Below are 23,007 nucleotides of genomic sequence, written 5' to 3' on the forward strand. Positions count from 1 at the left end.
TTCAAAGGGTAACAGAATATTGTTAATTTCAGGTGTTTTGTGCGCCCCTAAAACCGCACCAGAGCCGCGCCCCATGTCAGGCCCGCACCCAGCGCTTCCAGCAACAGCAAATCGCCGCGCTTGATCTTTCCGCTTTCCACGGCATCGGCCAACGCCAGAGGAATCGACGCCGCCGACGTATTACCATGCCGATCGACAGTCACCACAACCTGATCCATACTCATATGCAGCTTCTTGGCTGTGGCCTCGATAATGCGGATATTGGCCTGATGCGGCACCAACCAGTCGATATCGCTGTCACTGATACCGTTTTCTTCCAGCACTTCACTGACAATATCCGCCATGTATTGCACGGCGTTCTTGAACACTTCGCGGCCCTCCATCACGATATGGCCGGCCTCCCCGGTCGTAGACGGTCCGCCATTGGTATAAAGCAGACCTTTCTGCACACCATTGGCATAAAGATGTGAGGACAAAACGCCGCGATCTTCGACAGTGCCCTGACCGCTCTCGTCGGCCTCCACCACCACGGCCCCGGCTCCGTCCCCGAACAAAACACAGGTCGTACGGTCTTCCCAGTTCAAAACCGCAGACATTTTCTCGGCGCCAATCACCAGAATTCGCCGGGCCTGCCCGGTTTTAACAAACATATCAGCTATGCTCAGAGCATACACAAAACCGGAACAGACCGCCTGCACATCAAAGGCCACGCACGGCCCAATGCCGAGAGTCGCCTGCACATGCACGGCAACAGATGGAAAGGTTTTATCCGGCGTCGTCGTCGCCACGATAATGCCGTCGATATCCGCCGGCCCGTACCCGCCATTTTTCAGGGCTACGCGGGCCGCGGCTGCCGCCATGTCGGACGTCGCCTCATCCGCCGCCGCAATATGACGCTCCCGAATCCCGGAACGCTGAACAATCCATTCATCCGACGTATCGACGATCTTTTCCAGATCGGCATTGGTCATGGTTTTTTCGGGCAGATAACCGCCGCACGATGCTATTACGGTCCGAATCATGCATTATCCTCTGCTGTTTCTTTTTCTTCCGTTCGGGCGCTAATCTCGGTTTCCTGTTCCATCACATGAGAAATTTCCGTGGCGACCCGTTTGTTATAGCCTTGCTCCACCAGGTTGTAAGCCACCCGGATCGCGCGGTAAAACCCGTATTCATCCATGCCGCCGTGACTTTTCACGCAAATCCCGTCCAGTCCCAAAAACATCCCGCCGTTATAAAAACGGGGATCGACCCGCTTTTTCATACGTTTCAGAGCGCCAGATGCAAGCATAGCCCCCAGCATCGCCAGCGGTGAGGATTTAAAAGCATCGCGCAGGAAATGCCGCGTCAGGCTACCGACCCCTTCCGCGACCTTCAACGCTACATTGCCGGTAAACCCGTCCGTAACGACGACATCAACCGTTCCCTTGGCAATATCGTTGCCTTCGACAAAGCCGTGATAAGAACCCGGAAAATCAATCCCCGAGAGGATTCCCGCCGCCGCCCGGATTTCATCATGGCCCTTCATATCTTCGGTCCCGATATTCAAAAGCCCGACGCTCGGCCGTTCAATCCCGCTAACAGCCCGTGCATAAACAGCCCCCAAAACCGCAAACTGCACCAGCATCTCTTCATCACAGACCAGATTAGCCCCCAGATCGAGCATCACGGTATCGCGGCCTTCTGTGGGCAAAACACTGGCAATTGCCGGCCGGTCAATCCCCGGCAGACATTTTAAAATCATCTTGGACAGCGCCATCAACGCCCCAGTATTCCCGGCAGACACGACGCTCTGGGCTTGCCCGTCCTTCACCGCCTCAATCGCCAGCCGCATGGAGGTATCCTTGCTGGCCCGCACAGCCGCCGACGGTTTATCCGCGCTGGAAATCTTCTTGTCCGTATGGTGAATAGTCGAAAGAGCCTTTAAACGAGGATACTTGCCCAGAAAGCGATTAATTTCATTTTCATCGCCATAAAACAGGAAGTGCACGTTAGCGCCCAGCTTTTTCACCGCCAGAGCCGCCGCAGGAACGACAACAGCAGGGCCGAAATCGCCCCCCATCGCATCCAGTGCCATTATTTGTGGTTTAGACATCACATTGCCGTATTTATGGGCGCAAGAATCAAAAATTCCGCGTTACGATATCTCAAAAATCGGAAACGCGGAACCCTTTGATTTTTTATGGCGCGATCTGACTAGTCGCGCTCGGTCAGAACCTGACGGCCTTTGTACATGCCGGTTTTCAGGTCGATATGGTGGCGGCGCTTCGGCTCGCCCGTGTGCTGGTCTTCAACCCAGTTCACAGTGCCCAACGCATCGTGCGCCCGGCGCATATTGCGTTTTGATTTCGTTGTTTTTCTCTTCGGAACAGCCATTTTTCAAATTCCTGATTTCGTCGTTATAATTATCCGAGGGACACCTGATAGCGGATTTTCCCGGACGAAGCAAGGAAAAATCAGTTTTCCTCTTTATTTTTCTTCCATTCCTTTAGCGCCGCAAACGGGTTGGGCTGACGCGGCGGCTCTACCGGGCTTTCGCGATCGTCGCCCAGCTCATACATAACCCCCGGCGCATGCGGAAACGGGTTAATCGCCAGCGACATGCATTGCGTAGCCAGTTCCCCCAGATCAATCATGCCGTCAACGACAGGCTCTGGATCATCGCGCTCGTCGAGAATCGGTACTTCCACTTCGCCGCCCCGGCTTTGGCGTTCATGACGCACCTTGGCCAGGGAAACAGCCTGCTCTTCATCCAGATACCAGCCCTCGACGTCTTCTTCTATTTGTTCTTCAAAGGGCTCCAGCGTAACAACGCAGTTCTGGATGACCTGCGCCGTCAAATCGCCTTTCACATGAATGATATTGCCGTTTTGGCGTTGCAATGTCACCGTCGCCGCCGCGCTCTGAACGGCTTCCACCCCCAGCCGCCGGGCCAGATCGCGGCATTGCTGTTCGTCCGCCGTTATTGTCAATGTCACCGGCACCGCGGCAACATCCTCAACATCAAACAGATGCGACCATTCCGGCGTAATCGCTTGCATTTTCTTCGTCATTTTTTTCACTCATCGTTACAAATTCGACAATTCCCGACAAAATATCCTGTGTGCCGGCATTTTTCAAAGCATTTACATTCCGGCGCATATAATCGGTCATAGCCGCCAAAACCGCTTTTCCGGGATCCCGCCCCTGATAAACCGTCCGTATCAGAACGTCCGGCAAATCGTCATCGCCCACACCGTTCAAAGCATCCCGATAAACCATGGAACGGCCCTTGTAGGACCGCATCATGCGCTTCATCCTGCGGGGCACACCCATGTCGCCGACCCCCATTTCCCGCAAGGCCGCCTCCAGATCACGAAACATGACATTAAACAGATTCTGGGACAGGGCCGCCCCGGCCGCGCCCTCATCCAGCAAACGATTCCAGACCAGAAAACCATGCAGAACGACCATCTCGAACCGGCCCTGCACCGTGTCCGGCACAGCATAATCCCGGTAGAAAACCGGTTGACGCGCCTGCACCACCAAAGCTGCATATAATTGTGCAGCTCTCTCGTTACGTTTTGATTGCGTCTTGAAAAATCCCAGCATGTGTACCATTCTTACCCCTCGAATACTGAAATGGATATAACACGGTTCAAAAATATCACCATGAAAAAATTAAACCTGATCGCCTGCGCTGTTTCTTTGTCCCTTTTGGGGAGCGCCTGCACACCGACCAATCACATCCGCGGCAATATAGTCGAGGATTTCCGCTTGGCCGAAGTCAAGCCCGGCATTGACACACGCTCGGACGTCCTGCGCAAACTCGGCTCGCCGACGACCAAAGCGCCGTTTGATGAAAATGTCTGGTATTACATCGGTCAGGAAACCCAAAAACGCGGCATCCTTGATGAAGATATTCAAAAAGAGCGTATCGTTATGGCCACCTTTGATCAGGAAGGCACACTGGCAAGCATAGAAGAGCTTGATAACAATCGTCTCGATTTGCCCTATGAACGGGAAAAAACGCCGACCACCGGCAACGAGGTCACCGCCGTTCAGCAATTCTTCGGCAATGTTGGGCGATTTAACAAACAAAGGTAAGAACGGACACCGCTCCACATCGTGTTTCTTCCCCATAACAAAAGCCCCGCACAAATGGCGGGGCTTTCTTTTTGTGTTTTTATGATCCGGCGTTAGCCCACAACAAACTTGGCTACGATCGCCACCAGCAAGATCGCGACAATATTCGTGATCTTGATTAGCGGGTTCACGGCCGGACCGGATGTGTCCTTGTACGGGTCGCCGACAGTATCGCCGGTAACAGCCGCTTTGTGAGCTTCGGACCCTTTGCCGCCGAAATTACCGTCTTCGATAAATTTCTTGGCATTGTCCCAGGCACCACCGCCGGACGTCATGGAGATCGCGACAAACAGCCCCGTCACGATCGTCCCCATCAGCATCGCCCCCAGAGACTGGAACGCCGCAACGATCCCCCCCAGATAGTACATAACGGTGAACAGGACAATCGGCGCCAACACAGGCAACAGCGACGGAACAATCATTTCCTTGATCGCCGCCTTGGTCAAAAGGTCAACCGCCCGGCCATATTCCGGCTTGGCTTTGCCTTCCATGATGCCTTTGATCTCACGGAACTGACGACGCACTTCGATAATGACACTTTCTGCCGCCCGGCCCACAGCCAGCATCGACAAAGAGCCAAAGAAGTACGGCAGCAAGCCACCAATGAACAGACCGATCACCACATACGGGTTCTGCAAGGAAAACGCCATGTCCGGCAGGTCCGGCAGATAGTGTTTGATTTCCTCCGTATAAGCAGCGAACAGCACCAGAGCCGCCAGACCGGCAGAGCCGATCGCATAACCCTTGGTCACAGCCTTGGTCGTGTTCCCTACGGCATCCAGCGCATCGGTCGTGTTCCGGACATTCTCCGGCAGTTCCGCCATTTCGGCAATCCCGCCGGCATTATCCGTTACCGGACCGTAAGCATCCAGAGCCACAACCATCCCGGCCAGCGACAACATCGCCGTCGCGGAAATCGCGATCCCGTACAGGCCCGCCTGTGAGTAAGCGATAAAGATACCCGCACAAATCACAATCACCGGCAGGACCGTCGCTTCCATAGAGATAGCCAGCCCCTGGATCACATTCGTCGCATGACCCGATTCTGACGCCTTGGCGACAATCCGGACCGGACGGTGTTCCGTACCCGTATAGTATTCGGTAATCCAGACAATCAGGCCGGTTACGCCCAGCCCCGTCAGCACACACCAAAACAGCTTGACGCCGTTAATGATCGTACCATCCGCCATCGGGATTTCATGGTAAACCCCCATGTTGGCCAGCATCAGAGCAATAAAGATACCGGCGAACAGCGCCGTCGCGATAAGCCCCTTGTACAGCGCCCACATGATGTTGGTTGACCCGCTGTTAAGCTTCACAAAGACCGTTCCCATGATCGACGCAATAATACAAAGCGCCCCGATCATCAACGGCAACAGCATCATGATACTTTGAACCTCCGGTGCAAACACACTGTAGGCAATCAGCATCGTAGCAACCACAGTCACAACATAGGTTTCGAACAAGTCCGCAGCCATCCCGGCACAGTCCCCGACATTATCACCGACGTTATCGGCAATCACGGCCGGGTTACGCGGGTCATCTTCCGGTATGCCGGCTTCGACCTTCCCCACCAGATCAGCGCCAACATCGGCACCCTTGGTGAAGATACCACCGCCAAGACGGGCGAAGATAGAGATAAGCGACGCGCCAAAGCCCAAAGCAACCAGACCTTCGAGCATCGTGCGCAGGCCCATGCCCATGGTATCGAGGGTCATGTAATAAATTGTCACGCCCAGAATACCAAGCCCGACCACCAGAAGACCGGTAACAACCCCGGAGTTAAAGGAGACAGCCAGCGCGCTCCCTAAACTTTCGGTGGCGGCTTGCGTCGTCCGCACATTGGCGCGCACCGATACGTTCATACCGATATACCCGGCAATCCCGGATAAAACCGCACCGATCACAAAACCGGCGGCAACGTGCCCGCCGAGCAAAAAGAACAACAGGGCCGCGACGGCAACGCCGACCAGACCAATTGTCGTATATTGACGGTTCAGGTAAGCAGCAGCGCCCTCCTGAATAGCCCCGGCAATTTCCTGCATACGCTCATTCCCCGGGCTGCAGGCCATAACCTTGCGCGCCAGATAGGCGCCATATAGAAGGGCCGCCATACCGGCGCAGATCGCCATAAAGTAGACTTCAATCATTTTTATGCCTCTTAGTGTTTATTGTTGGCTCCGCAATCCGGTTCAAAAAGAACAGGTTAACCGGATCGACAGCAGCATGATGATTGAAAGTGCATAATTATGCGAAGGGACGCAAGGAGTTATCCTCTGTTTTTTTATAAAAAAATACGCCCCTGCAAACAAAAAGCCCGGCAACGCGGGCTTTCAGTACAATTTTCAAAGAGGCGTTTTTTTAAAGAGGACGCTGCTGGACAACCTGTAGCAACACATCGTTCACTTCATCTTCCCCAACAACGCGGCGGCTGATGTCACGCAAGCGCGCTTTAATGGATTGTATCTGCAAGACACCGCCTTCCATCGCGGCCTGACGGTTTAAAACACCGTAAAGTTCCTGGATATAAGCATCCTTGAGGCGGGGTTGGTAGTCCTCGACTTTCTTTTGCGCCCGCGCGCTTTCAACTTCGATAACAATCACCAGACTTAAATTCTGGGAAACGCCGTTACTGTTAATGATCGGCAAGATCAGGGGATCAAGTTCGACATACTTAAAGCGGCCTTCATCGTGGCCTTCACCCTGCTCTCCGTCACCGTGCGCTTCTTTGGCGGCCTGATGCTCTTCCGTTTCACCGATCGAGGCTTCGGCCTTTTTACCGCCAAAGTAAAAATAGGCCCCGGCGCCAACACCGCCGAGCACTAAAAGAGCGACCATTCCTATAACGAGTAATTTCATAAAAAAACCTGAACCCTAAAATAATCTTGCGTCCCCAACCTATTCTATTCTGGCAGAACTTTTTTAATATTAGGTTATATTCATGTTGTATTTTAGATAAATTAGGCGCAAATGCGTTTCAGGTTCAAAAAAGGATCAAAGATAAAAACAAAAGAAAAATAAACTGATTCAAAACACTAATAGAATATACCCCCGCTAGATCCCCCAGGTTATCCCCCGTTTTGAACAGTCATGAAGCAGGTCATTACGAACGTAACGAAGTCCCGATTTTATCCAGAACGGCATTCACCAGACGCGACTCACCTTGCTCGTAAAACGCGTGGGTAACATGAAGGTAATCAGAAATAATAACCGGCACATCAATATCGTGATGAGCCATCAGCTCAAACCCGCCACAGAGCAAAATCGCCATCAGCAGGGAATCAAGGTCGTGGCTCTTGCTGCCCTCCTCCTCTGCGCTTTTATGGACAAGCGGCAAAATAATGCCGGTCAGATCATCCTTGCGATCATGCGTGCCCCGCACAATGGCCGTAAACAGCGTCCGGTCCGGCGTAACCATCTCCTGTCCGTCGACAGGCAACCCCAAACGATAAGAGAGATATTCATTAATTACGTCATCGACGGTCTGGTCGTTATTCAGCTGCTGGTAAACCGCCTGCGTCGCCGCAAGCCGTGCCGCTGATCGCCGGGCCTTGGCCGAACCTGTCTTTTTCTTGCTTTGTGCATTTGCCGTCATAGTTTTTATTTTACACTCTTCTATAAATTATCCAACCGCCCCGGTAGCTTGTGGATATCTCTATCATGAATTGGCAAGGGATGCATCAACTTCCTGCACTCTACATAATAGCGAACCGAAAATGAACGGGATCACGTGAAAGCATATCGCTGTGGATAAACCATGTATAACGCATGAAAGTATCACTTCAGGTTCAATTTGATGCGATAACAAGATCAAAAGAACTATCTATGATGCAGCATGAACCGCCAAAAATATCATCATCATTCCCCATGAAAACAAAATGATTCATGTCACCGGCTTGTGGATAAACCTGTTGAAACTCCGGGGATCATTCGGGATAAAAAAACAGCGCCTATTCAGCCGCCTGTTTGCTATGAGGCAACTCCCGCACTTCTTGCAGGAAGGAATCAAAATCTTCGGGATGACGGAAATCCCGGTAAACCGAGGCATAGCGGATATAACCAACCGTATCGATCTGGGCCAGCGCATGCATGACCAGCTCACCGATATGGGTCGAGGGCACTTCGGCATCGCCGGCTTTTTCCAGTTGCCGCACGATGGCATTGGCCGCCTTTTCAATCTCTTCCAGCTCAACCGGACGCTTGCGCAGGGCAATCTGCATGGATTTAAGCATCTTGTCGCGGTCAAAGGGCTGACGTTTGTTCCCGGCCTTGATGACCGTGATTTCACGGAGCTGCACCCGTTCAAACGTTGTAAAACGCGCCTCACATTTAGGACAAGACCGGCGACGGCGAATGCTCGCCCCATCCTCCGCGGGGCGAGAATCTTTCACCTGACTGTCTTCATATCCACAAAAGGGACAGCGCATAATTTACTCCTTATATCCCTCTACAGCCCTTGATAAACCGGGAACCGGGCACACATTTCTTCGACCTTCGCCCGTACGGCCTGCTCAACGGCGCCATTACCTTCCGGCCCATTGGCCGCCAAGCCGTCGAGAACCTGCACCATCATTTCCCCGACCTGCCGAAACTCTTCAGTGCCAAAGCCACGGGTCGTCGCCGCCGGCGTACCCAGACGAACACCGCTGGTCACAAACGGCTTTTCCGGATCAAACGGCACGGCATTCTTGTTACAGGTCATACCGGCATTTTCCAGCGCCACTTCCGTGATGTTCCCGGTCAGCCCCTTGGGCCGCAGATCCACAAGAACAATATGGGAGTCCGTCCCGCCGGAAACAATATCCAGCCCGCCTGCAATCAGCGTTTCGGCCAGAACCTGGGCATTATCGACAATCGCCTGCGCATAATTTTTAAACTCCGGCTTCAGCGCTTCGCCAAAGCACACAGCCTTGGCCGCAACCACATGCATCAGCGGACCGCCCTGCAGACCGGGGAAAATCGCCGAATTCAGCTTTTTCGCAATCGCTTCGTCATTGGTCAGGATCAGCCCGCCCCGCGGCCCGCGCAGGGTTTTATGCGTCGTGGTCGTGCTCACATGCGCATGCGGCACAGGGCTGGGATACGCCCCACCGGCAATCAGCCCGGCATAATGGGCCATATCGACCATCAGGTAAGCCCCGACACTGTCGGCAATCTCGCGGAAGCGTTTCCAGTCGATTACGCGCGGATAGGCAGAAGCCCCGGCAATAATCAGTTTCGGCTTGTGCTCGTCCGCCAGCCGCGCCACTTCATCATAATCAATCAGCGCATCTTCTTCGCGCACACCGTACTGTACGGCATTAAACCATTTGCCGGACTCATTCGGCGCCGCGCCATGCGTCAAATGCCCGCCAGCCGCCAAAGACATGCCCAAAATCGTATCGCCGGGCTGGATCAGCGCCAGCAGAACGCCCTGGTTAGCCTGCGAACCGGAATGCGGCTGCACATTAACATACTCACAGCCAAACAGCGCCTTGGCCCGTTCCCGCGCCAGATCTTCGGCCACATCCACGTATTCACAGCCGCCGTAATAGCGCTTGTGCGGATAACCTTCGGCATATTTGTTGGTCAAAACCGAGCCTTGCGCTTCCAGAACAGCCTTGGAAACGATGTTTTCACTGGCAATCAGCTCAATCTGGGTTTGCTGACGCTTCAACTCGTCGCGGATCGCTTTGTGCAAATCCGGGTCACGGCTGGCCAGTTCCTCGGTAAAAAATCGTTCGCTCATTCTGTTATCCATTTTCTGTACGTTTGATGACATCGCTTCACACCTTTTCCTTTAAAATCAAATCCCTTTACAGAGTTTTTCAACTCGTGCCTCATGCCGGCCCCCTTCGTAATCCGTCGACAGGAAAGCCTCAACACAGTCCAGCGCCACCGCTACGCCCGTAATCCGCGCGCCCAGCGCCAGCACATTGGCGTTATTATGCTCCCGCGTCAGCCGCGCCATGGTTGCGTTCGTGCACAGCGCCGCCCGCACCGCCGCATAACGGTTGGCAGCAATCGAAATCCCGATCCCGGTACCGCAAATAACAATCCCGGCATCGGCCTTGCCGTCACGGATTGATTCCGCTACGGCTGAGCCATAATCGACATAATTCACGGACTCTTCGGAATGGGTCCCCAGATCAACAATTTCATACCGTCCGGTCAGCGTGTCCTTGATGGTTTCCTTCAACGAAAAACCACCGTGATCGCATCCTAAAGCTATTGTTTTGAAATCCGGCACGGGCTCCATCCTGTATTGATCCACTATAGCGAGCCCTATATATAGTAGCGAGACGCCCCCTAAATCAATCCTTTCTTTTTCAGGACATATTCAAGGCGCTTGAGAGCATTGCGCTCCAGAACCGGACGGGCGGCATTGACCGGCCCCTGAATGGAAATCTCGGTCAAGGTTGCCGTATCCATAGCCGTCACCCGCATATAAGGCGGCACCGGAAAATATTCGAGAATAACTTCGCGGTCGCGTAAAGGTAAATCGGACATGGGAAAGCTTTTTTAAAAAACGGCGAAAAATATCCTACAGAGAAGACAAACCGGAAAAGTTGGTCTGGCTGGCCCAGAATTTCTCCATCATCTGCATAGTTTCGTTCAGGTTCTTCAAACGATCGTCCGTCAAGACCGTACCGGAAAGCTGCCCTTCATGGCGCTTGAACATCTCGGTAATAATCGCGTGCAACTCCTTCCCCTTGGTCGAAAGCTTCACACGGATCGACCGCTTGTCATGCACAGAGCGTGCCTGCTCCAGATAACCGTTTTCAACCATTTTTTTAACATTATAGGAAACGTTAGAGCCCAGATAATAGCCACGAATCGTTAATTCCCCGACCGTCAATTCATCATCGCCGATATTGTGCAGGATCATGCTCTGCACGTTGTTGATATCCTGAATCCCTTTACGGTCCAGCTCAACCTTGACCACGTCCAGAAAATAACGGTGCAGACGCTCGATAAGCTGAATTGCGTCATAATACGGTGTTGTTGCCACTTTTATTGCTCCCTTGATTGAAAAGCCTAACGGGATATTGTTGCATGATGTGTATTAACGAGATGTTACCGGACGATCAGGATAACAGCTTTATCATACTACATTCGCCACATAAGACAAAATCATAAATCAAAAAACCACAGGCAAAAGCCGGAAATTTGACGTTTTTTATCAGCAAAGATTTACAAAGCCGTTTTTTTCCACTAACCAAAAACAAAGATACACCAATAAAACAGGAATAGTCCCCGCTATGAGCGCTCTCAAACAGATCAAGGCCAAGTCCGCCCCGTCACTTGAATTTTCGCCCTTCGCGCGCATGCGCCGTCTGCGCAAAAGCGATGCCATGCGGGACATGCTCCGGGAAACGCACCTGACCGTCAACGATCTGGTTTTCCCGATGTTTGTCGAGGAAGAGCTGGACGAACGCACCCCGATCGGCTCCCTGCCCGGCATTTACCGGGAAACCGAGCGCACCATCGGCCCGGCCGTCAAGCAAGCCTGGAATTCCGGCATTAAGTCGATCATGCTGTTCGGCATCTCCCACCATAAAGACGGCGAAGGCAGCGATAGCTGGCGCAAGGGCGGCCTGCTCGACCGCATGGTAAGCCGCGCCCGTGAAGCCTGCCCGGAAATCGTCATCATGGCGGATTTGTGTTTTTGCGAATACACCGATCACGGTCATTGCGGTCCCCTGAACGCTCACGGCGATGTCGATAATGACGCCACGCTTGAAAATCTGGCGATGCAAGCGGCCTGCGCCGCCGCCGCCGGGGCCGATATCGTCGCGCCATCGGGCATGATGGACGGCATGGTCGGCGCCATTCGCGAAGGTCTGGACCGCGAAGGCCACACCGATACGGCCATTTTGTCTTATGCCGCCAAATTCGCATCATCCTTTTACGGCCCGTTCCGGGATGCCGCGGGCTGCTCTCTCGGCGCTTACCCGCATGCCCGCAAGGACCGCGCCACCTACCAGATGGACCCGGCCAACGCCGAAGAAGCCCTGCGTGAAGTCGCCATTGATATCGAGGAAGGCGCCGATATGGTCATGGTCAAGCCGGGCCTGCCTTATCTGGACATCCTGACGCGCGTCAAAGCCGAATTCCAGATGCCCACCTTTGTCTACAACGTCAGCGGCGAATACGCCATGCTCAAGCATGCCGCGGCTGCCGGAGCGCTGGATTACGATAAAGCCGTTATGGAGATGCTGCTGGCGTTTAAACGTGCGGGCGCCGACGGTATTCTGACCTATGCCGCCCCGGATGCCGCACGGCTTCTGGAAAACGGCTGATAATCCTCTCGTTTCATTAAGTAATTTGTAATCCTCCGCTGCCATGATAATAATGGTAACGGGCCAGAACGGCCCGGCCTTCTGCTTGTGGGGGTTTATGGCATCGGAAGATATAAAACGGCAAAGAGATCGCTTTCTGGCGTTTTCGTTTGCATCAGCGGATCTTTTGCTGGAAATCGGCGAAGACATGAAAGTCGCCTATGCTCTGGGGGCGGCCAAAAGTCTGACGGGAATCGACCACGATTCGCTGCCCGGTCAGGACTGGCTGATGCTGTTCCGTGACGACGATCACAAAACCCTCCACGCCGTTCAGGAAAAAGCCATCCCCGGCAAAAGATACGGCCCCTTTCTCATGAATTTGGCGGAAAAGGCCGGCAACGGAAAACAGGCCATTGTAACCGCTATCAAAATGCCCGATAGCGACCGCCTTTACCTGACGATTGGCTTCACCAGCCTTATTATGCGTGACCTCGCCACAGGCAAAGCCCCGGTCGAACAACCGCCCCCCGGCGAGTTTGAGCGCACACAAAAAATCGAGGACAATGAACCGGGTGAATTCGACCAAACCCGCCCGATAAACGATCCTGACAGCGACGCATTAACAAAAACCAGCGCTATCAAAGATGAGGAGCCCGGCGAATTCGATTCCACAAAACCGCTGGAAGAAAACAAAGCCGGTGAATTTGACCCCACAAAACCGCTAAAAGAAAATAAATCCGGGGACTTTGAAAAAACCCGTCCCAAAGAGGAAAAAACCTATGATTTCGGGCTGACGAAAACGAAAGAAGACTTCGTTCCCGTTATCGTGCGTACACAAACAGTTCCAGAAGAGTCTCCCATTCTCCTTGATAAAAACAGCTTCCTCGAATCCGCTCAGGGTGCGCTGGATATGGCGCGTTCTGTCGGCGACGAAGTCGACATGACATTGCTTGACATCCCAGCCGTCCAGCAAGCCAAAACCCGGCTGGGGGAAGAGCTGTGGGACCAGTTCACCGACGCCCTGACCGAATTTCTGGCCGGTCACTCTCTGGGCGGGGATACGGTCGCTGAAATTGCGCAGGGCCGCTACAGCATTATCCATGATAAAACCATCGATTCCGAAACCCTGCGCTCACGGGTCGAAGAACTCGCCAAAGACAAGGATCCCGACGGCGAAGGATTCGATATCCAGAGCAAAACCGTCACGGCTGATCTGCAGACACTCAGCGAACGGGAAACGACCAAAGCCCTGATCTACACTATCAACGAATTCGAGCGCAAAGGCGCTGATTTGTCCATAGACAACCTGAATTCCAGCTTCAAAGCCTATGTCGGCGCCAATGCCCAGAAAATGCAGCAAATGAAAAGCATGATCGAGCAGCTGAATTTCGAACTGCATTTTCAGCCGATCGTCTCCCTGAAAGACTACGAACTGGCGCACTACGAGGTTCTCACCCGCTTTCGCGGGGAAAGCTCGACCCAGGAATGGGTAATTTTCAGCGAAGATGTCGGGATGGCCGCTGATCTGGATATCGCCGTTTGCGAACGGGTTATCAATTATCTTCTCTACAAAGCCGCAGGAAGCCGTACAAAATACGCCATAAATCTCTCCGGCCAGTCAATCCAGAACGAACAGTTCTTCAAAACGTTAATGGCCAAACTTACCCTGAACAAAGCGTTGGCCGACCGCATGATTTTTGAAATTACGGAATCAACGACGATCACCGAACTGGAGATGGTCAACAGCTTCATCGGCGCCTTTCGGAAAAAGGGTTTTGCCGTCTGCCTTGATGATTTCGGCGCCGGAGCCGCATCGTTCCAGTATTTAAACAAGCTTGATGTCGATTTCGTCAAAATCGACGGTCTTTACACACAAAAACTCCTGACCTCGGAAAAAGACAGGATCATGATAAAAAACCTGAACAAAATGTGCAAAGATCTGGAAATCGGCGTCGTCGCCGAACGCATTGAAACCGAGGAACAAGCCATCTGCCTGCGTAATATGGACATCCCCTTCGGCCAAGGCTTTTTGTTTGGAAAACCGGGTCCGTGGCCATCCTATGACAAAGAAAACCTGAAATTCACGGTCCCCGCCAAATAACCCCCAGCTGCTTTCAAAAATAATCGGCTTACGCCTTGATCTTGAGCGCTAAAAAAGGGATAAAATCAATAGAATAGATTCAAGATTCGGTCCGCTTTATTTCGGAAATACATGACCTGTGCAAACGTATTTCAAGGATCATAACGGAAAAACGCATAAAGTGTCCGGGAAAGGATTTCTGATAGCACCATGAAGTTTGTTGGTATTGCGCTTGTTTTCGTTTGTACTTTCGGCGGTTTGCTGATCGCCCTGCATTTCGATTTTGAAAAATTCACCCATTTGCTGACCATGATTCTGGGTGCCATGCCGGGGGAATTTGTCATCATTTTCGGGTGTGCTATTTCTGCCTTTCTGATCGCCAACTCAACCGATGTGATTAAAACCACGCTGAGCTATTTCAGCGCCTTGGCCAAACCCTCAGCCTACAGCAAAGAAGACTACATGGATTTGCTGAGCGCCCTGTACACGATCTTCAAACTGGCGCGGACCAAGGGCTGGCTGGCTTTGGAATCACACATCGAACACCCGGAAGAAAGCAGTGTCTTCAGACAGTTCCCCGGCCTGTCCGGAAATCATCATGCACTGGTATTCCTGTGCGATTACTTGCGGATTATCTCTCTGGGCAATGAAAACCCGCACGAGCTGGAAGCCCTGATGGACGAAGAAATTGAAACCATCAACCATCACCACAGCCATCCCGGTCACGCGGTCCAGACCATGGCGGACGGGATCCCGGCTCTGGGTATTGTGGCGGCCGTTCTAGGGGTTATTAAAACCATGGCTTCCATTTCCGAACCGCCGGAAATTCTGGGTAAAATGATCGGGGGCGCCCTTGTCGGTACGTTCCTGGGGGTCTGGCTGTCTTATGCCTTTGTGGCGCCGATTGCCGGAGCTATGAGCTCCAAAGCCGAAACCGAAGTCATGTACTTCAAATGTATCAAAATCAGTATCCTTGCCTTCTTGCAGGGCGCTGCGCCGCAGGTTGCCGTGGAATTTTCCCGTAAATTCCTGCCTCATGACGTCCAGCCCAGCTTCCAGGAACTGGAAGACAAGCTGAACGAACTGCCTGCACCGGGACAATAGGAACGGGAGAACGACGTTGTCAAAAAAGGCCGACGAACTCCAGCCGATTATCGTCAAAAAGATCAAAAAAAGTGGCGGCGGTCACCATGGCGGCGCATGGAAAGTTGCCTATGCCGACTTCGTGACGGCCATGATGGCCTTTTTTCTGTTGCTTTGGCTTTTGAATGTGACGACCGAGGAAGAAAAGAACCTGATTTCCAGTTATTTTGACCCCACTCCGGAAAAAATATCGAGCTATACCAGCGGTGCGGGCGGCGTTCTCGGTGGTCTGACCATGACATCGGAAGGCGCCATGGCCGACAATGCCCAGCCCTTATCCGCCCCCCAGCAAACCGGCGCCGTCAATCAGGGTAAAAAAGTTACCCAACAGGTCGGCAGCGAAGAAATGGAAGCCGGGAAAGCCGATATAGAGGCGCTCAAGCAAGAACTCGAAAAGCGCGAGGACGAAGCCTTTGAGCAAGCCAAAAAGGAAATGGAAGAAACGATGCAAAACAATCCCGAACTGGCCGGGCTTGCTGAAAATCTTGCCATTGACGTCGTCCCCGAAGGCATGCGCATACAGATCATCGACCAGGACGGCAAACCCATGTTCCCGAGCGGCAGCGCCGAAATGTACGGCTATACGAAGGACCTGATGAAAATGGTGGCCGGCGTCATCAACACCATGCCCAACAATCTGTCGATCCGCGGTCATACGGACGCCCATAAATTTGGCGTCGGCGCGAAATACACCAACTGGGAACTGTCCGCCGATCGCGCCAACGCCAGCCGCCGTGTCCTGATTGATGCGGGGGTAAGCGCCGATCGCACGGCCAATGTCGTGGGCAAGGCCGATAAAGATCCCTTTATTGCGGAAGATCCCATGGATGCCCGCAACCGCCGGATTAGCATTATTCTGCTCCGGGAAAATCTGGAAGACGCTCTGGCGCGCGGCGCGCTGGACGATCTGGTCGGAGAAAAAACAGGAGAGTCATCCGGCGAAGAAACCAAAACCACGCCACACCCGGCAGGAACCACCGATGACACGGACCCCTTCGCCGATAATAATTTTGATGAGTATCCGCGATCCCGCACGCCGGTCACCCCCGCGCCGGACAAGGATAAACCTTATCAAAAAACCCCCGGCGCCGTTTATTTCCCTTAGTTTATACGGGGCATCAGAAACCTTGACTTTTCATAACCAAAAAGCTACATTGCCATAAAAAATTTGGGCAAAGTATGGCGTTATTACTTAAGCAACAAAATAAAACCACATGTCTCATTCGCGAGAATACAGGCATAAAAACATACAACGTTTATGGATGGCGGGACGACGTTGACATTGAGCAGGCAAAAAGAATAAGCACGCTTGCCCATCAGGGCGGCCTGATGAAAATAAGTAATTTTTTCGTACAGTACACGTGCCCACAATGCGATCACTGCGTCCCTTGCAGAATTGACGCGGCGAATTTCACACCCCGCCGTTCCCAACGGCGCAATATAAACACGAATAATGATTTGACACTGACAGTGCTTTCCCCCTTGAAAGCAAAAGAAAACATAGGTGAACACATCGCTATTTTTCTAAATTTCATGAAGGGACGCCACCCGGACGAATACAAAAAAATAATTGAATCCGCCAAAAAAGAAAACGACCCTGAAACTTTTCTGTTCCGATATGTAACGCATCAAATGGGACGCGTAGATATTCCGGATTACACAATCGAAGTACGCGATCGCGATAATAAATTGCTCGGCGCGGGCATTTACTCTCTCTTGGAAGATGGTATGTCGTTGAATACATATTACTACGATGTCTCTCAATCTCACGAGAGAAGTCTTGGGAAATTCATTATTCTAAAGTCCATCGAGCACGCACAAAAAAATGGTCTTTCCTATATCTACCTTGGTCCTTGGGATAGGAGTGAAGATGGCCGTATGCATTACAAAAGCGAATTCAATCCATTCCAGATCTTAACAAACAAAGGCTGGAAAGACGTAGAATCGGTTCCACAGCAAAGCCGGACACGGCCAGATGAATACATGAACCGCGCAATGCATAAAATCAAATTTCAGCCCTAAACGAAGAGTCTAACCGAAACGGTTATTCTTTGGAAAACCATTGGGCGGCAAGCGCCCGGCGCTGGCCCGACGACCGATCCACGGCGTAATATTCTCAACCGTCGTCTCCCCGGCTCCGTATTTAAACGTCAGGCCCACCGCCATGTTAAACGGCCGAATATCCGACACACCGCCATCCTTGAAGCGTTGCAGGATCACGCCCTTGCCCTTGGCCATTTCCGGCAGCTCCGCGCGTTCAAACACCAGCATCTTGCGATTGGTGCCGATAATGGCGATATGATCGTCTTCATCGACGATCGGCACGCAGATTTTTGCTTCAACCTTGCCGCCAACATTCAAAACCTGTTTACCGCCCCGCGTTTGCGCCAGAACATCCTTTTCCGCCACGATAAACCCGCGCCCGTCATCCGAAGCCACCAGCAACTTGGCCTCCGGCTTAAACAGCTCCATCGCCGCGATATCGGAATCATTGGGCAAATCGACCATCAGCCGCACCGGCTCGCCAAAACCACGCCCCGGCGGCAACTTGTCGCAGCCCACCGTGTAAAACCGCCCGTTCGTCCCGAACACCAGCAACTTGTCGGTTGTCTGGGCCTCCAGCACGAATTTGCCGCGGTCGCCGTCCTTGTACTTGATATCCTTCGGATTAACGCCGTGCCCCTTCATCGCCTTGATCCAGCCCTTGGCCGACAAAATCACCGTTACCGGCTCTTTTTCGATCATGGCTTCTTCCAGAGAATCGATATCGACCGGGGCCGGCGCATGACCTATTTCCGTGCGGCGCGCGCCCAGTGGCGTATTCAGGGCAAACAGCTTTTTCAACTCGCCGATTTGCTTGCGGATCTCTTTCCACTGCTTGCTTTCGGATTTAATCAGCGCCTCCAGCTGATCGCGCTCCTTGCACAAATCATCATGCTCGGTGCGCAGCTCCATTTCTTCCAGCTTGCGCAAATTACGCAGCCGCATATTCAGGACAGCCTCGGCCTGCACATCGCTCAGGCCAAAGGTCTTTATCAATTCCTGTTTCGGATCGTCTTCCTCGCGCACAATCCGGATCACCTCGTCAATATTGAGGTAAACAATCAAATACCCGGCAAGAATCTCAATCCGGTGCAAGACTTTTTCCAGCCGGTTCTGCGCCCGGCGGACCAGCACTTCCTGACGATGCGCCAGCCACGCCGCCAGCACTTCCTTCAGGTTCATCACGCGCGGCACGGTCCCGCCGTCCAGCACGTTCAAATTCATGTTAAAGCGCGTTTCCAGATCAGTCGCCCGGAACAGAGCTTCCATCAACAATTCCGGCTCGACATTCCGGCTCTTGGGCACCAGAACAAGGCGGATATCCTCGGCGCTCTCGTCGCGCACATCGTCCAGCATCGGCAGTTTCCGGGCATTAATCAGCTCGGCGATCTTTTCGATCATCCGGGATTTTTGCACCTGATAGGGGATTTCCGTGACAATAATCTGGTATTGCCCCTGCTTCAGTTCTTCCTTGTGCCAGCGCGCCCGCAGGCGGAACGCACCTTTCCCGGTTTTATAGCTCTGAATAATGCTTTCGTGCGGCTCAACCATCACGCCGCCCGTCGGGAAATCCGGCCCCTTGACGATTTTCAGCAAATCCTCAACCGTCGGGTCCGTGTCGCTGTCCAGCATCAGCTCCATAGCTTCGCACAGCTCATACACGTTGTGCGGCGGAATATTTGTCGCCATACCGACGGCGATCCCCGACGAACCGTTCGCTAGCAAATTCGGGAACGCGGCGGGCAACACCACAGGTTCCAGCGTTTCCCCGTCATACGTCGCCCGGAAATCAACGGCATCTTCGTCGATCCCCTCCAGCATCAACCGCGCCACAGCCGTCAGCCGCGCTTCCGTATACCGCATGGCCGCCGCGTTATCGCCATCAATATTCCCGAAGTTCCCCTGCCCGTCGACCAGTGGGTAACGCACGGCAAAATCCTGCGCCAAACGCACCATGGCATCGTAAACGGCCGTGTCGCCGTGCGGGTGGAATTTACCGATTACGTCCCCGACGACGCGCGCGCATTTTTTCGGCTGGGTATCCGGGGCCAGCTTGAGCTGGTACATCGCATACAGCAAACGCCGGTGCACCGGCTTCATCCCGTCGCGCACATCGGGCAGCGCCCGGTCCATAATCGTCGAAAGCGCATAGGATAAATATCGGTCGGAGAGAATCTCCCCCATCGGCTGGTCAATGATTTGCTGGTCTTGAATCGTGTTCTCTTTTGTCATGGGCATTATTCATAGCCCAAGAAAACCGCCGCGTCACGCGGTTTTTTCCATTTCTGCCGAGGGATTCAGAGCTTTTTCAAACCGCTCCTGAAATTGCAGGCGTTTTTCCGGAACGCCCTGCGTATGGTGGGTAAACGCCCAGTGTTCCAGAAAATACCCGGTCATTTTGAGACCTTTCAGGATTTCCTCGTCCGTCGCCGCCCCTTTTTCCGGCTTGAGAAACGCCGGTAATTCGAGCAATCGCTCTTTATAAACAGCCCCCGCAGCGCGGCTGACCGCCCGCCCCGTCTTCGGTGAAACATAAGCCAGATCGTTATCATCGCCGCCGCCCGCGCACTTGCTCAGCTCCAGCGCAAACCCCAGCTCCCTGAGCAGCGCGATCTCCCATATCACATAAACCGCGCCCCAATGCTCATCGTCCAGCGCCTCGAATAACGCCTGCAGCCCGTAAAACAGCCCCGCATGCCCTTCCCGCTCTGGCAGCGCCGCATCGCATAGCGCACAAGCCGACAGCAACGCCTCCAGCCGCAACGGATCATACATAAAACCGGCGGCATACCCGCGCTCTTGCTCTAACGTATAAGTACCCAGCTCATCATGGCTACGCGCCTGCCAGCGCACCCCGACCAGCGATCCCGGCTCTAACGTTCCGCGCATTTTCGATGAGCTCGCCCCGCGCACATAGCCAGCATGCCGCCCGTTCTGCTCGGTTAGCAACGACACAATCGCGCCGTTCTCGCCATGCGGCCGCGCCATCAGCACTATCCCTTGATCTTCCCACTGTTCCATGGTTTGTATTTAACCATAGATCGTCACAGATACACATGGATTCTTGAACATGACTTACAAAATCGGAGTCGCCGGGGTCGGCGCGATTGGAAAAACCGTCTGCGCGGCGCTGCTAAACGGCGATATCGCGGACATGGATCTGACCGCCGTAGCCGAAACCGGCTCTGTGCCGTTTGATGTCCCCAACCTGCCTTTTGCCGAACTGGCGGAAACCTGCGACATTATCTGTGAATGCCTGCCGCCGGACATTGTTTCGGCACTGGCGCAGGACGTTTTGTCCCGCGGTAAAACACTGATTATGATCTCCAGTGCTGCCTTGCTCCGCTTTCCTGACATCAAAAAATGGGCAAAAGAAGGTCAAGGACGCATTATCGTGCCATCCGGGGCTCTATTTGGACTGGACGGGGTCGCCGCGCTCCGCTCTATGGGTATCAAAACGGCGCAAATTCGTTCCACTAAAAAGCCGCTTTCCTACGCAGGCGCACCTTACATAGAACAGGAACAAATTGATTTAAACGCCATAGAAACCGCCACATGCATTTTTTCTGGCAATGCTCTGGCCGCTGCCAAAGCTTTCCCGGCTAATGTTAACGTGGCGGCCACGTTGAGCCTTGCAGGCCTGGGTCCGGAAAACACCACCGTCGAAGTCTGGGCCGATCCGGCCGCGCAAGGCAACACCCACGAAATTACGGTCACCGGCGAATACTCGGCCCTGACCGCCCGCGTCGATAACATTCCCGATCCGGCCAACCCGAAAACCAGCATGCTGGCTGCCCACAGCGTCATCGCCGCCCTCCGGCAAATGACCGATGATATAACCGTTCTTTAAAAGAAACAGATAACATGCTGCCACAAAGACCTTTTTACCTGATCCGTCACGGCGAAAGCGAAGCCAATGCCGGTGGATATTATTCGGGACAAATGGATGTCGCCCTGACCGAAAAGGGTCGTCAGCAAGCGCTGGCCTATACACCGTTCCTGACAGAACTTATCCCCAGCCCGGACCGGATCGTCCATAGCCATCTGGCCCGTGCCCGCGACACAGCCGCCCTGATGAATCAGGAATGCGCGCTTCCCATGGCTGAGAGCCGCGATATATCGGAACAACATTACGGCATCTATCAGGGCCGTATCAAAAGCGAATTAAAGGCCGATCACAGCTTTAAATCATGGCAGGAACCTCCCGAAGGCGAAACCTTTGAAACCTTCGCCGCGCGCGTTAGGAAGGGAATGAACGACATACTGGCGCAGCCCGGCCTGCCGCTTATTTCTTGCCATGGCGGAATATTTTTGGTGCTCGGCCACACCTTTGGCTTCGGCACCACATGGCATACAGCCGAAAACGCGATCCTTCATTATTTCGAACCGGCGCCCACACCTGAAACGTCTGATTTTCCATGGAAAGTCTCACAGATTATCGTAGAAAACGGGAAGTTAACGATAAAAAACGCGGCCTTGTAACCCCGCCTAGGGGTCATAGCGCAAAACCTCGGTCTTCTTGGCGGATTTTTCATTATAACGCGCCCCCTCATACGGCGTGGGCTCGCGGTTGTAACGGGCTTCCGTTGTATAAGCCTGGCCGTTACAGATATAGCTGTGCTGAAAGGACAGCTCTACATCGTTCGTCCGGCCGTCATACACGCTGCCCTTAAACGATTCCGTAACACAAACGCCGGCATTTTCCGTCAGCGGTATACAGGAGCTTTCCGCGACAATATGAGCTTCCTTGTCGATCTCCCGCCGATATTCGCCGCGATCGTCCGTCCCGCCGCCAATCGCCCAGCACTGATCGCGCGCATAGCGCATAAAAGGCGTGTTTTCATCATAAATCCCGGCACGGGGCTGGTAACGCCCCCGGACATCCTCCAGTTCACTTTGATCGCGCCAGCCGTTCAGAGGCGCGCAAACGCCGGCGACAGAAAGAGTCCGCACACCGCCCTCTCGCAGAATAATATCCTGCTGGAAATCGCATTTTTGCGCCGTCGCCAGTGACACCACTTGATAATGAAACCGGCCGCGCAAACCGCCATCCGTCTGCCGGCTGTCCATAAAGACGGTGTAATCGGCGGTTTTGTTCATAACGCCATACCCTTTGATATCGGGAGCCACCCCCAGCGCCGCAATCGAATAATCCCGCAAATTATCAAAACACGGCACATCATCAACCACCGGATTACCGGCCGCCGCCACCTGTCCGCCCAAAAAAGCGCCGCCAAGCACCGATAATGAACCTTTAATGATTTTCGATGACACGTTTTGCCCCTCTGGCCCCGCAGGACCACAAAAATAATATGACAATAAAATAGCACATCCCGGACCTGAATACAAACCGGC

General features: G+C 53.3%; 24 protein-coding genes. 8 read left to right on the forward strand and 16 right to left on the reverse strand.

Going from position 1 to position 23,007, the window contains the following annotated elements:
- Positions 1–47: 47 nt before the first annotated feature.
- From H6868_07970 to H6868_07990, 5 genes are all read right to left on the reverse strand, one after another.
- The gene (locus H6868_07970) at positions 48–1,022 is read right to left on the reverse strand and encodes a ketoacyl-ACP synthase III (GenBank protein MCB9989247.1); all 975 of its coding nucleotides are present in this window, start codon (positions 1,020–1,022) and stop codon (positions 48–50) included.
- Complete coding sequence (gene plsX / locus H6868_07975) at positions 1,019–2,095, reverse strand: phosphate acyltransferase PlsX (protein MCB9989248.1); 1,077 nt, start codon at positions 2,093–2,095, stop codon at positions 1,019–1,021. Before plsX ends, H6868_07970 begins: the two co-directional genes overlap by 4 nt.
- 101 nt (positions 2,096–2,196) lie before the next feature.
- Positions 2,197–2,376, reverse strand: a complete 180-nt coding sequence (locus tag H6868_07980) for a 50S ribosomal protein L32 (GenBank protein ID MCB9989249.1) — start codon at positions 2,374–2,376, stop codon at positions 2,197–2,199.
- Between the two features lie 80 nt (positions 2,377–2,456).
- On the reverse strand, positions 2,457–3,053 hold the full coding sequence (locus H6868_07985; protein ID MCB9989250.1) for a hypothetical protein: 597 nt from the start codon (positions 3,051–3,053) through the stop codon (positions 2,457–2,459).
- Positions 3,004–3,591: a ubiquinol-cytochrome C chaperone gene (locus H6868_07990; protein MCB9989251.1), complete on the reverse strand. Its 588-nt coding sequence runs from the start codon at positions 3,589–3,591 to the stop codon at positions 3,004–3,006. The genes H6868_07985 and H6868_07990 overlap by 50 nt, the downstream gene beginning before the upstream one ends.
- Before the next feature lie 60 nt (positions 3,592–3,651).
- Here H6868_07990 and H6868_07995 point away from each other — a divergent pair, with 60 nt between their 5' ends.
- Entirely contained in the window at positions 3,652–4,086 is a 435-nt protein-coding gene (locus H6868_07995) for an outer membrane protein assembly factor BamE (protein ID MCB9989252.1), read from the forward strand.
- 92 nt (positions 4,087–4,178) lie between these two features.
- On the opposite strand, the gene H6868_08000 is transcribed toward H6868_07995, so the two are convergent.
- The 8 genes from H6868_08000 to H6868_08035 form a co-directional block, all read right to left on the reverse strand.
- Complete coding sequence (locus H6868_08000; protein ID MCB9989253.1) at positions 4,179–6,275, reverse strand: sodium-translocating pyrophosphatase; 2,097 nt, start codon at positions 6,273–6,275, stop codon at positions 4,179–4,181.
- Between the two features lie 211 nt (positions 6,276–6,486).
- Positions 6,487–6,984 carry a flagellar basal body-associated FliL family protein gene (locus H6868_08005; GenBank protein ID MCB9989254.1) on the reverse strand — a complete coding sequence of 166 codons (498 nt, stop codon included), beginning with the start codon at positions 6,982–6,984 and terminating at the stop codon, positions 6,487–6,489.
- 244 nt (positions 6,985–7,228) lie between these two features.
- A complete protein-coding gene (locus tag H6868_08010; GenBank protein MCB9989255.1) occupies positions 7,229–7,720 on the reverse strand; it encodes a transcription antitermination protein NusB in 492 nt (163 codons plus the stop codon).
- 355 nt (positions 7,721–8,075) lie between these two features.
- On the reverse strand, positions 8,076–8,552 hold the full coding sequence (gene nrdR, locus H6868_08015) for a transcriptional repressor NrdR (GenBank protein MCB9989256.1): 477 nt from the start codon (positions 8,550–8,552) through the stop codon (positions 8,076–8,078).
- 20 nt (positions 8,553–8,572) lie between these two features.
- Entirely contained in the window at positions 8,573–9,853 is a 1,281-nt protein-coding gene (locus H6868_08020; protein ID MCB9989257.1) for a serine hydroxymethyltransferase, read from the reverse strand.
- Positions 9,854–9,910: 57 nt separating this feature from the next.
- On the reverse strand, positions 9,911–10,363 hold the full coding sequence (rpiB, locus tag H6868_08025; protein MCB9989258.1) for a ribose 5-phosphate isomerase B: 453 nt from the start codon (positions 10,361–10,363) through the stop codon (positions 9,911–9,913).
- Between the two features lie 50 nt (positions 10,364–10,413).
- Positions 10,414–10,614 (reverse strand): hypothetical protein, encoded by a 201-nt coding sequence (locus tag H6868_08030; GenBank protein ID MCB9989259.1) that lies wholly within the window; start codon positions 10,612–10,614, stop codon positions 10,414–10,416.
- A gap of 34 nt (positions 10,615–10,648) precedes the next feature.
- Positions 10,649–11,122 carry a winged helix-turn-helix transcriptional regulator gene (locus tag H6868_08035; protein MCB9989260.1) on the reverse strand — a complete coding sequence of 158 codons (474 nt, stop codon included), beginning with the start codon at positions 11,120–11,122 and terminating at the stop codon, positions 10,649–10,651.
- Between the two features lie 244 nt (positions 11,123–11,366).
- On the opposite strand from H6868_08035, the gene hemB reads away from it, so the two are divergent.
- The 5 genes from hemB (at position 11,367) to H6868_08060 (ending at position 17,631) form a co-directional block, all read left to right on the forward strand.
- Positions 11,367–12,407 (forward strand): porphobilinogen synthase, encoded by a 1,041-nt coding sequence (gene hemB, locus H6868_08040; protein ID MCB9989261.1) that lies wholly within the window; start codon positions 11,367–11,369, stop codon positions 12,405–12,407.
- Positions 12,408–12,867: 460 nt separating this feature from the next.
- Positions 12,868–14,487 (forward strand): EAL domain-containing protein, encoded by a 1,620-nt coding sequence (locus tag H6868_08045; GenBank protein MCB9989262.1) that lies wholly within the window; start codon positions 12,868–12,870, stop codon positions 14,485–14,487.
- Positions 14,488–14,676: 189 nt separating this feature from the next.
- Positions 14,677–15,570: a flagellar motor stator protein MotA gene (motA, locus tag H6868_08050; GenBank protein MCB9989263.1), complete on the forward strand. Its 894-nt coding sequence runs from the start codon at positions 14,677–14,679 to the stop codon at positions 15,568–15,570.
- A 16-nt stretch (positions 15,571–15,586) separates the two neighbouring features.
- Positions 15,587–16,714 carry a flagellar motor protein MotB gene (gene motB, locus H6868_08055; GenBank protein ID MCB9989264.1) on the forward strand — a complete coding sequence of 376 codons (1,128 nt, stop codon included), beginning with the start codon at positions 15,587–15,589 and terminating at the stop codon, positions 16,712–16,714.
- 74 nt (positions 16,715–16,788) lie between these two features.
- Positions 16,789–17,631: a hypothetical protein gene (locus tag H6868_08060; GenBank protein MCB9989265.1), complete on the forward strand. Its 843-nt coding sequence runs from the start codon at positions 16,789–16,791 to the stop codon at positions 17,629–17,631.
- Between the two features lie 9 nt (positions 17,632–17,640).
- Here H6868_08060 and parC read toward each other — a convergent pair whose 3' ends face one another.
- Positions 17,641–19,884: a DNA topoisomerase IV subunit A gene (parC, locus tag H6868_08065; GenBank protein ID MCB9989266.1), complete on the reverse strand. Its 2,244-nt coding sequence runs from the start codon at positions 19,882–19,884 to the stop codon at positions 17,641–17,643.
- 33 nt (positions 19,885–19,917) lie between these two features.
- Positions 19,918–20,673, reverse strand: coding sequence for a DNA repair protein RecO (recO, locus tag H6868_08070; GenBank protein MCB9989267.1), 756 nt, complete (start codon positions 20,671–20,673; stop codon positions 19,918–19,920).
- Positions 20,674–20,722: 49 nt separating this feature from the next.
- On the opposite strand from recO, the gene H6868_08075 reads away from it, so the two are divergent.
- Entirely contained in the window at positions 20,723–21,502 is a 780-nt protein-coding gene (locus H6868_08075) for a DUF108 domain-containing protein (protein MCB9989268.1), read from the forward strand.
- A 14-nt stretch (positions 21,503–21,516) separates the two neighbouring features.
- Entirely contained in the window at positions 21,517–22,134 is a 618-nt protein-coding gene (locus tag H6868_08080) for a histidine phosphatase family protein (protein ID MCB9989269.1), read from the forward strand.
- A gap of 6 nt (positions 22,135–22,140) precedes the next feature.
- Here H6868_08080 and H6868_08085 read toward each other — a convergent pair whose 3' ends face one another.
- Positions 22,141–22,926 carry a hypothetical protein gene (locus H6868_08085; protein ID MCB9989270.1) on the reverse strand — a complete coding sequence of 262 codons (786 nt, stop codon included), beginning with the start codon at positions 22,924–22,926 and terminating at the stop codon, positions 22,141–22,143.
- Positions 22,927–23,007: the final 81 nt, after the last annotated feature.

The organism is Rhodospirillales bacterium, assembly GCA_020638175.1.
Lineage (GTDB): Bacteria > Pseudomonadota > Alphaproteobacteria > Micavibrionales > Micavibrionaceae > JACKJA01.

Excerpts from the sequence above, each read along its gene's own strand:
- H6868_07970 (MCB9989247.1), bottom strand. The coding sequence starts at position 1,022 with ATGATTCGGACCGTAATAGCATCGTGCGGCGGTTATCTGCCCGAAAAA.
- plsX (MCB9989248.1), bottom strand. The coding sequence starts at position 2,095 with ATGTCTAAACCACAAATAATGGCACTGGATGCGATGGGGGGCGATTTC.
- H6868_07980 (MCB9989249.1), bottom strand. The coding sequence starts at position 2,376 with ATGGCTGTTCCGAAGAGAAAAACAACGAAATCAAAACGCAATATGCGC.
- H6868_07985 (MCB9989250.1), bottom strand. The coding sequence starts at position 3,053 with ATGACGAAGAAAATGCAAGCGATTACGCCGGAATGGTCGCATCTGTTT.
- H6868_07990 (MCB9989251.1), bottom strand. The coding sequence starts at position 3,591 with ATGCTGGGATTTTTCAAGACGCAATCAAAACGTAACGAGAGAGCTGCA.
- H6868_07995 (MCB9989252.1), top strand. The coding sequence starts at position 3,652 with ATGAAAAAATTAAACCTGATCGCCTGCGCTGTTTCTTTGTCCCTTTTG.
- H6868_08000 (MCB9989253.1), bottom strand. The coding sequence starts at position 6,275 with ATGATTGAAGTCTACTTTATGGCGATCTGCGCCGGTATGGCGGCCCTT.
- H6868_08005 (MCB9989254.1), bottom strand. The coding sequence starts at position 6,984 with ATGAAATTACTCGTTATAGGAATGGTCGCTCTTTTAGTGCTCGGCGGT.
- H6868_08010 (MCB9989255.1), bottom strand. The coding sequence starts at position 7,720 with ATGACGGCAAATGCACAAAGCAAGAAAAAGACAGGTTCGGCCAAGGCC.
- nrdR (MCB9989256.1), bottom strand. The coding sequence starts at position 8,552 with ATGCGCTGTCCCTTTTGTGGATATGAAGACAGTCAGGTGAAAGATTCT.
- H6868_08020 (MCB9989257.1), bottom strand. The coding sequence starts at position 9,853 with ATGAGCGAACGATTTTTTACCGAGGAACTGGCCAGCCGTGACCCGGAT.
- rpiB (MCB9989258.1), bottom strand. The coding sequence starts at position 10,363 with ATGGAGCCCGTGCCGGATTTCAAAACAATAGCTTTAGGATGCGATCAC.
- H6868_08030 (MCB9989259.1), bottom strand. The coding sequence starts at position 10,614 with ATGTCCGATTTACCTTTACGCGACCGCGAAGTTATTCTCGAATATTTT.
- hemB (MCB9989261.1), top strand. The coding sequence starts at position 11,367 with ATGAGCGCTCTCAAACAGATCAAGGCCAAGTCCGCCCCGTCACTTGAA.
- H6868_08045 (MCB9989262.1), top strand. The coding sequence starts at position 12,868 with ATGCGTGACCTCGCCACAGGCAAAGCCCCGGTCGAACAACCGCCCCCC.
- motA (MCB9989263.1), top strand. The coding sequence starts at position 14,677 with ATGAAGTTTGTTGGTATTGCGCTTGTTTTCGTTTGTACTTTCGGCGGT.
- H6868_08060 (MCB9989265.1), top strand. The coding sequence starts at position 16,789 with ATGGCGTTATTACTTAAGCAACAAAATAAAACCACATGTCTCATTCGC.
- parC (MCB9989266.1), bottom strand. The coding sequence starts at position 19,884 with ATGACAAAAGAGAACACGATTCAAGACCAGCAAATCATTGACCAGCCG.
- recO (MCB9989267.1), bottom strand. The coding sequence starts at position 20,673 with ATGGAACAGTGGGAAGATCAAGGGATAGTGCTGATGGCGCGGCCGCAT.
- H6868_08075 (MCB9989268.1), top strand. The coding sequence starts at position 20,723 with ATGACTTACAAAATCGGAGTCGCCGGGGTCGGCGCGATTGGAAAAACC.
- H6868_08080 (MCB9989269.1), top strand. The coding sequence starts at position 21,517 with ATGCTGCCACAAAGACCTTTTTACCTGATCCGTCACGGCGAAAGCGAA.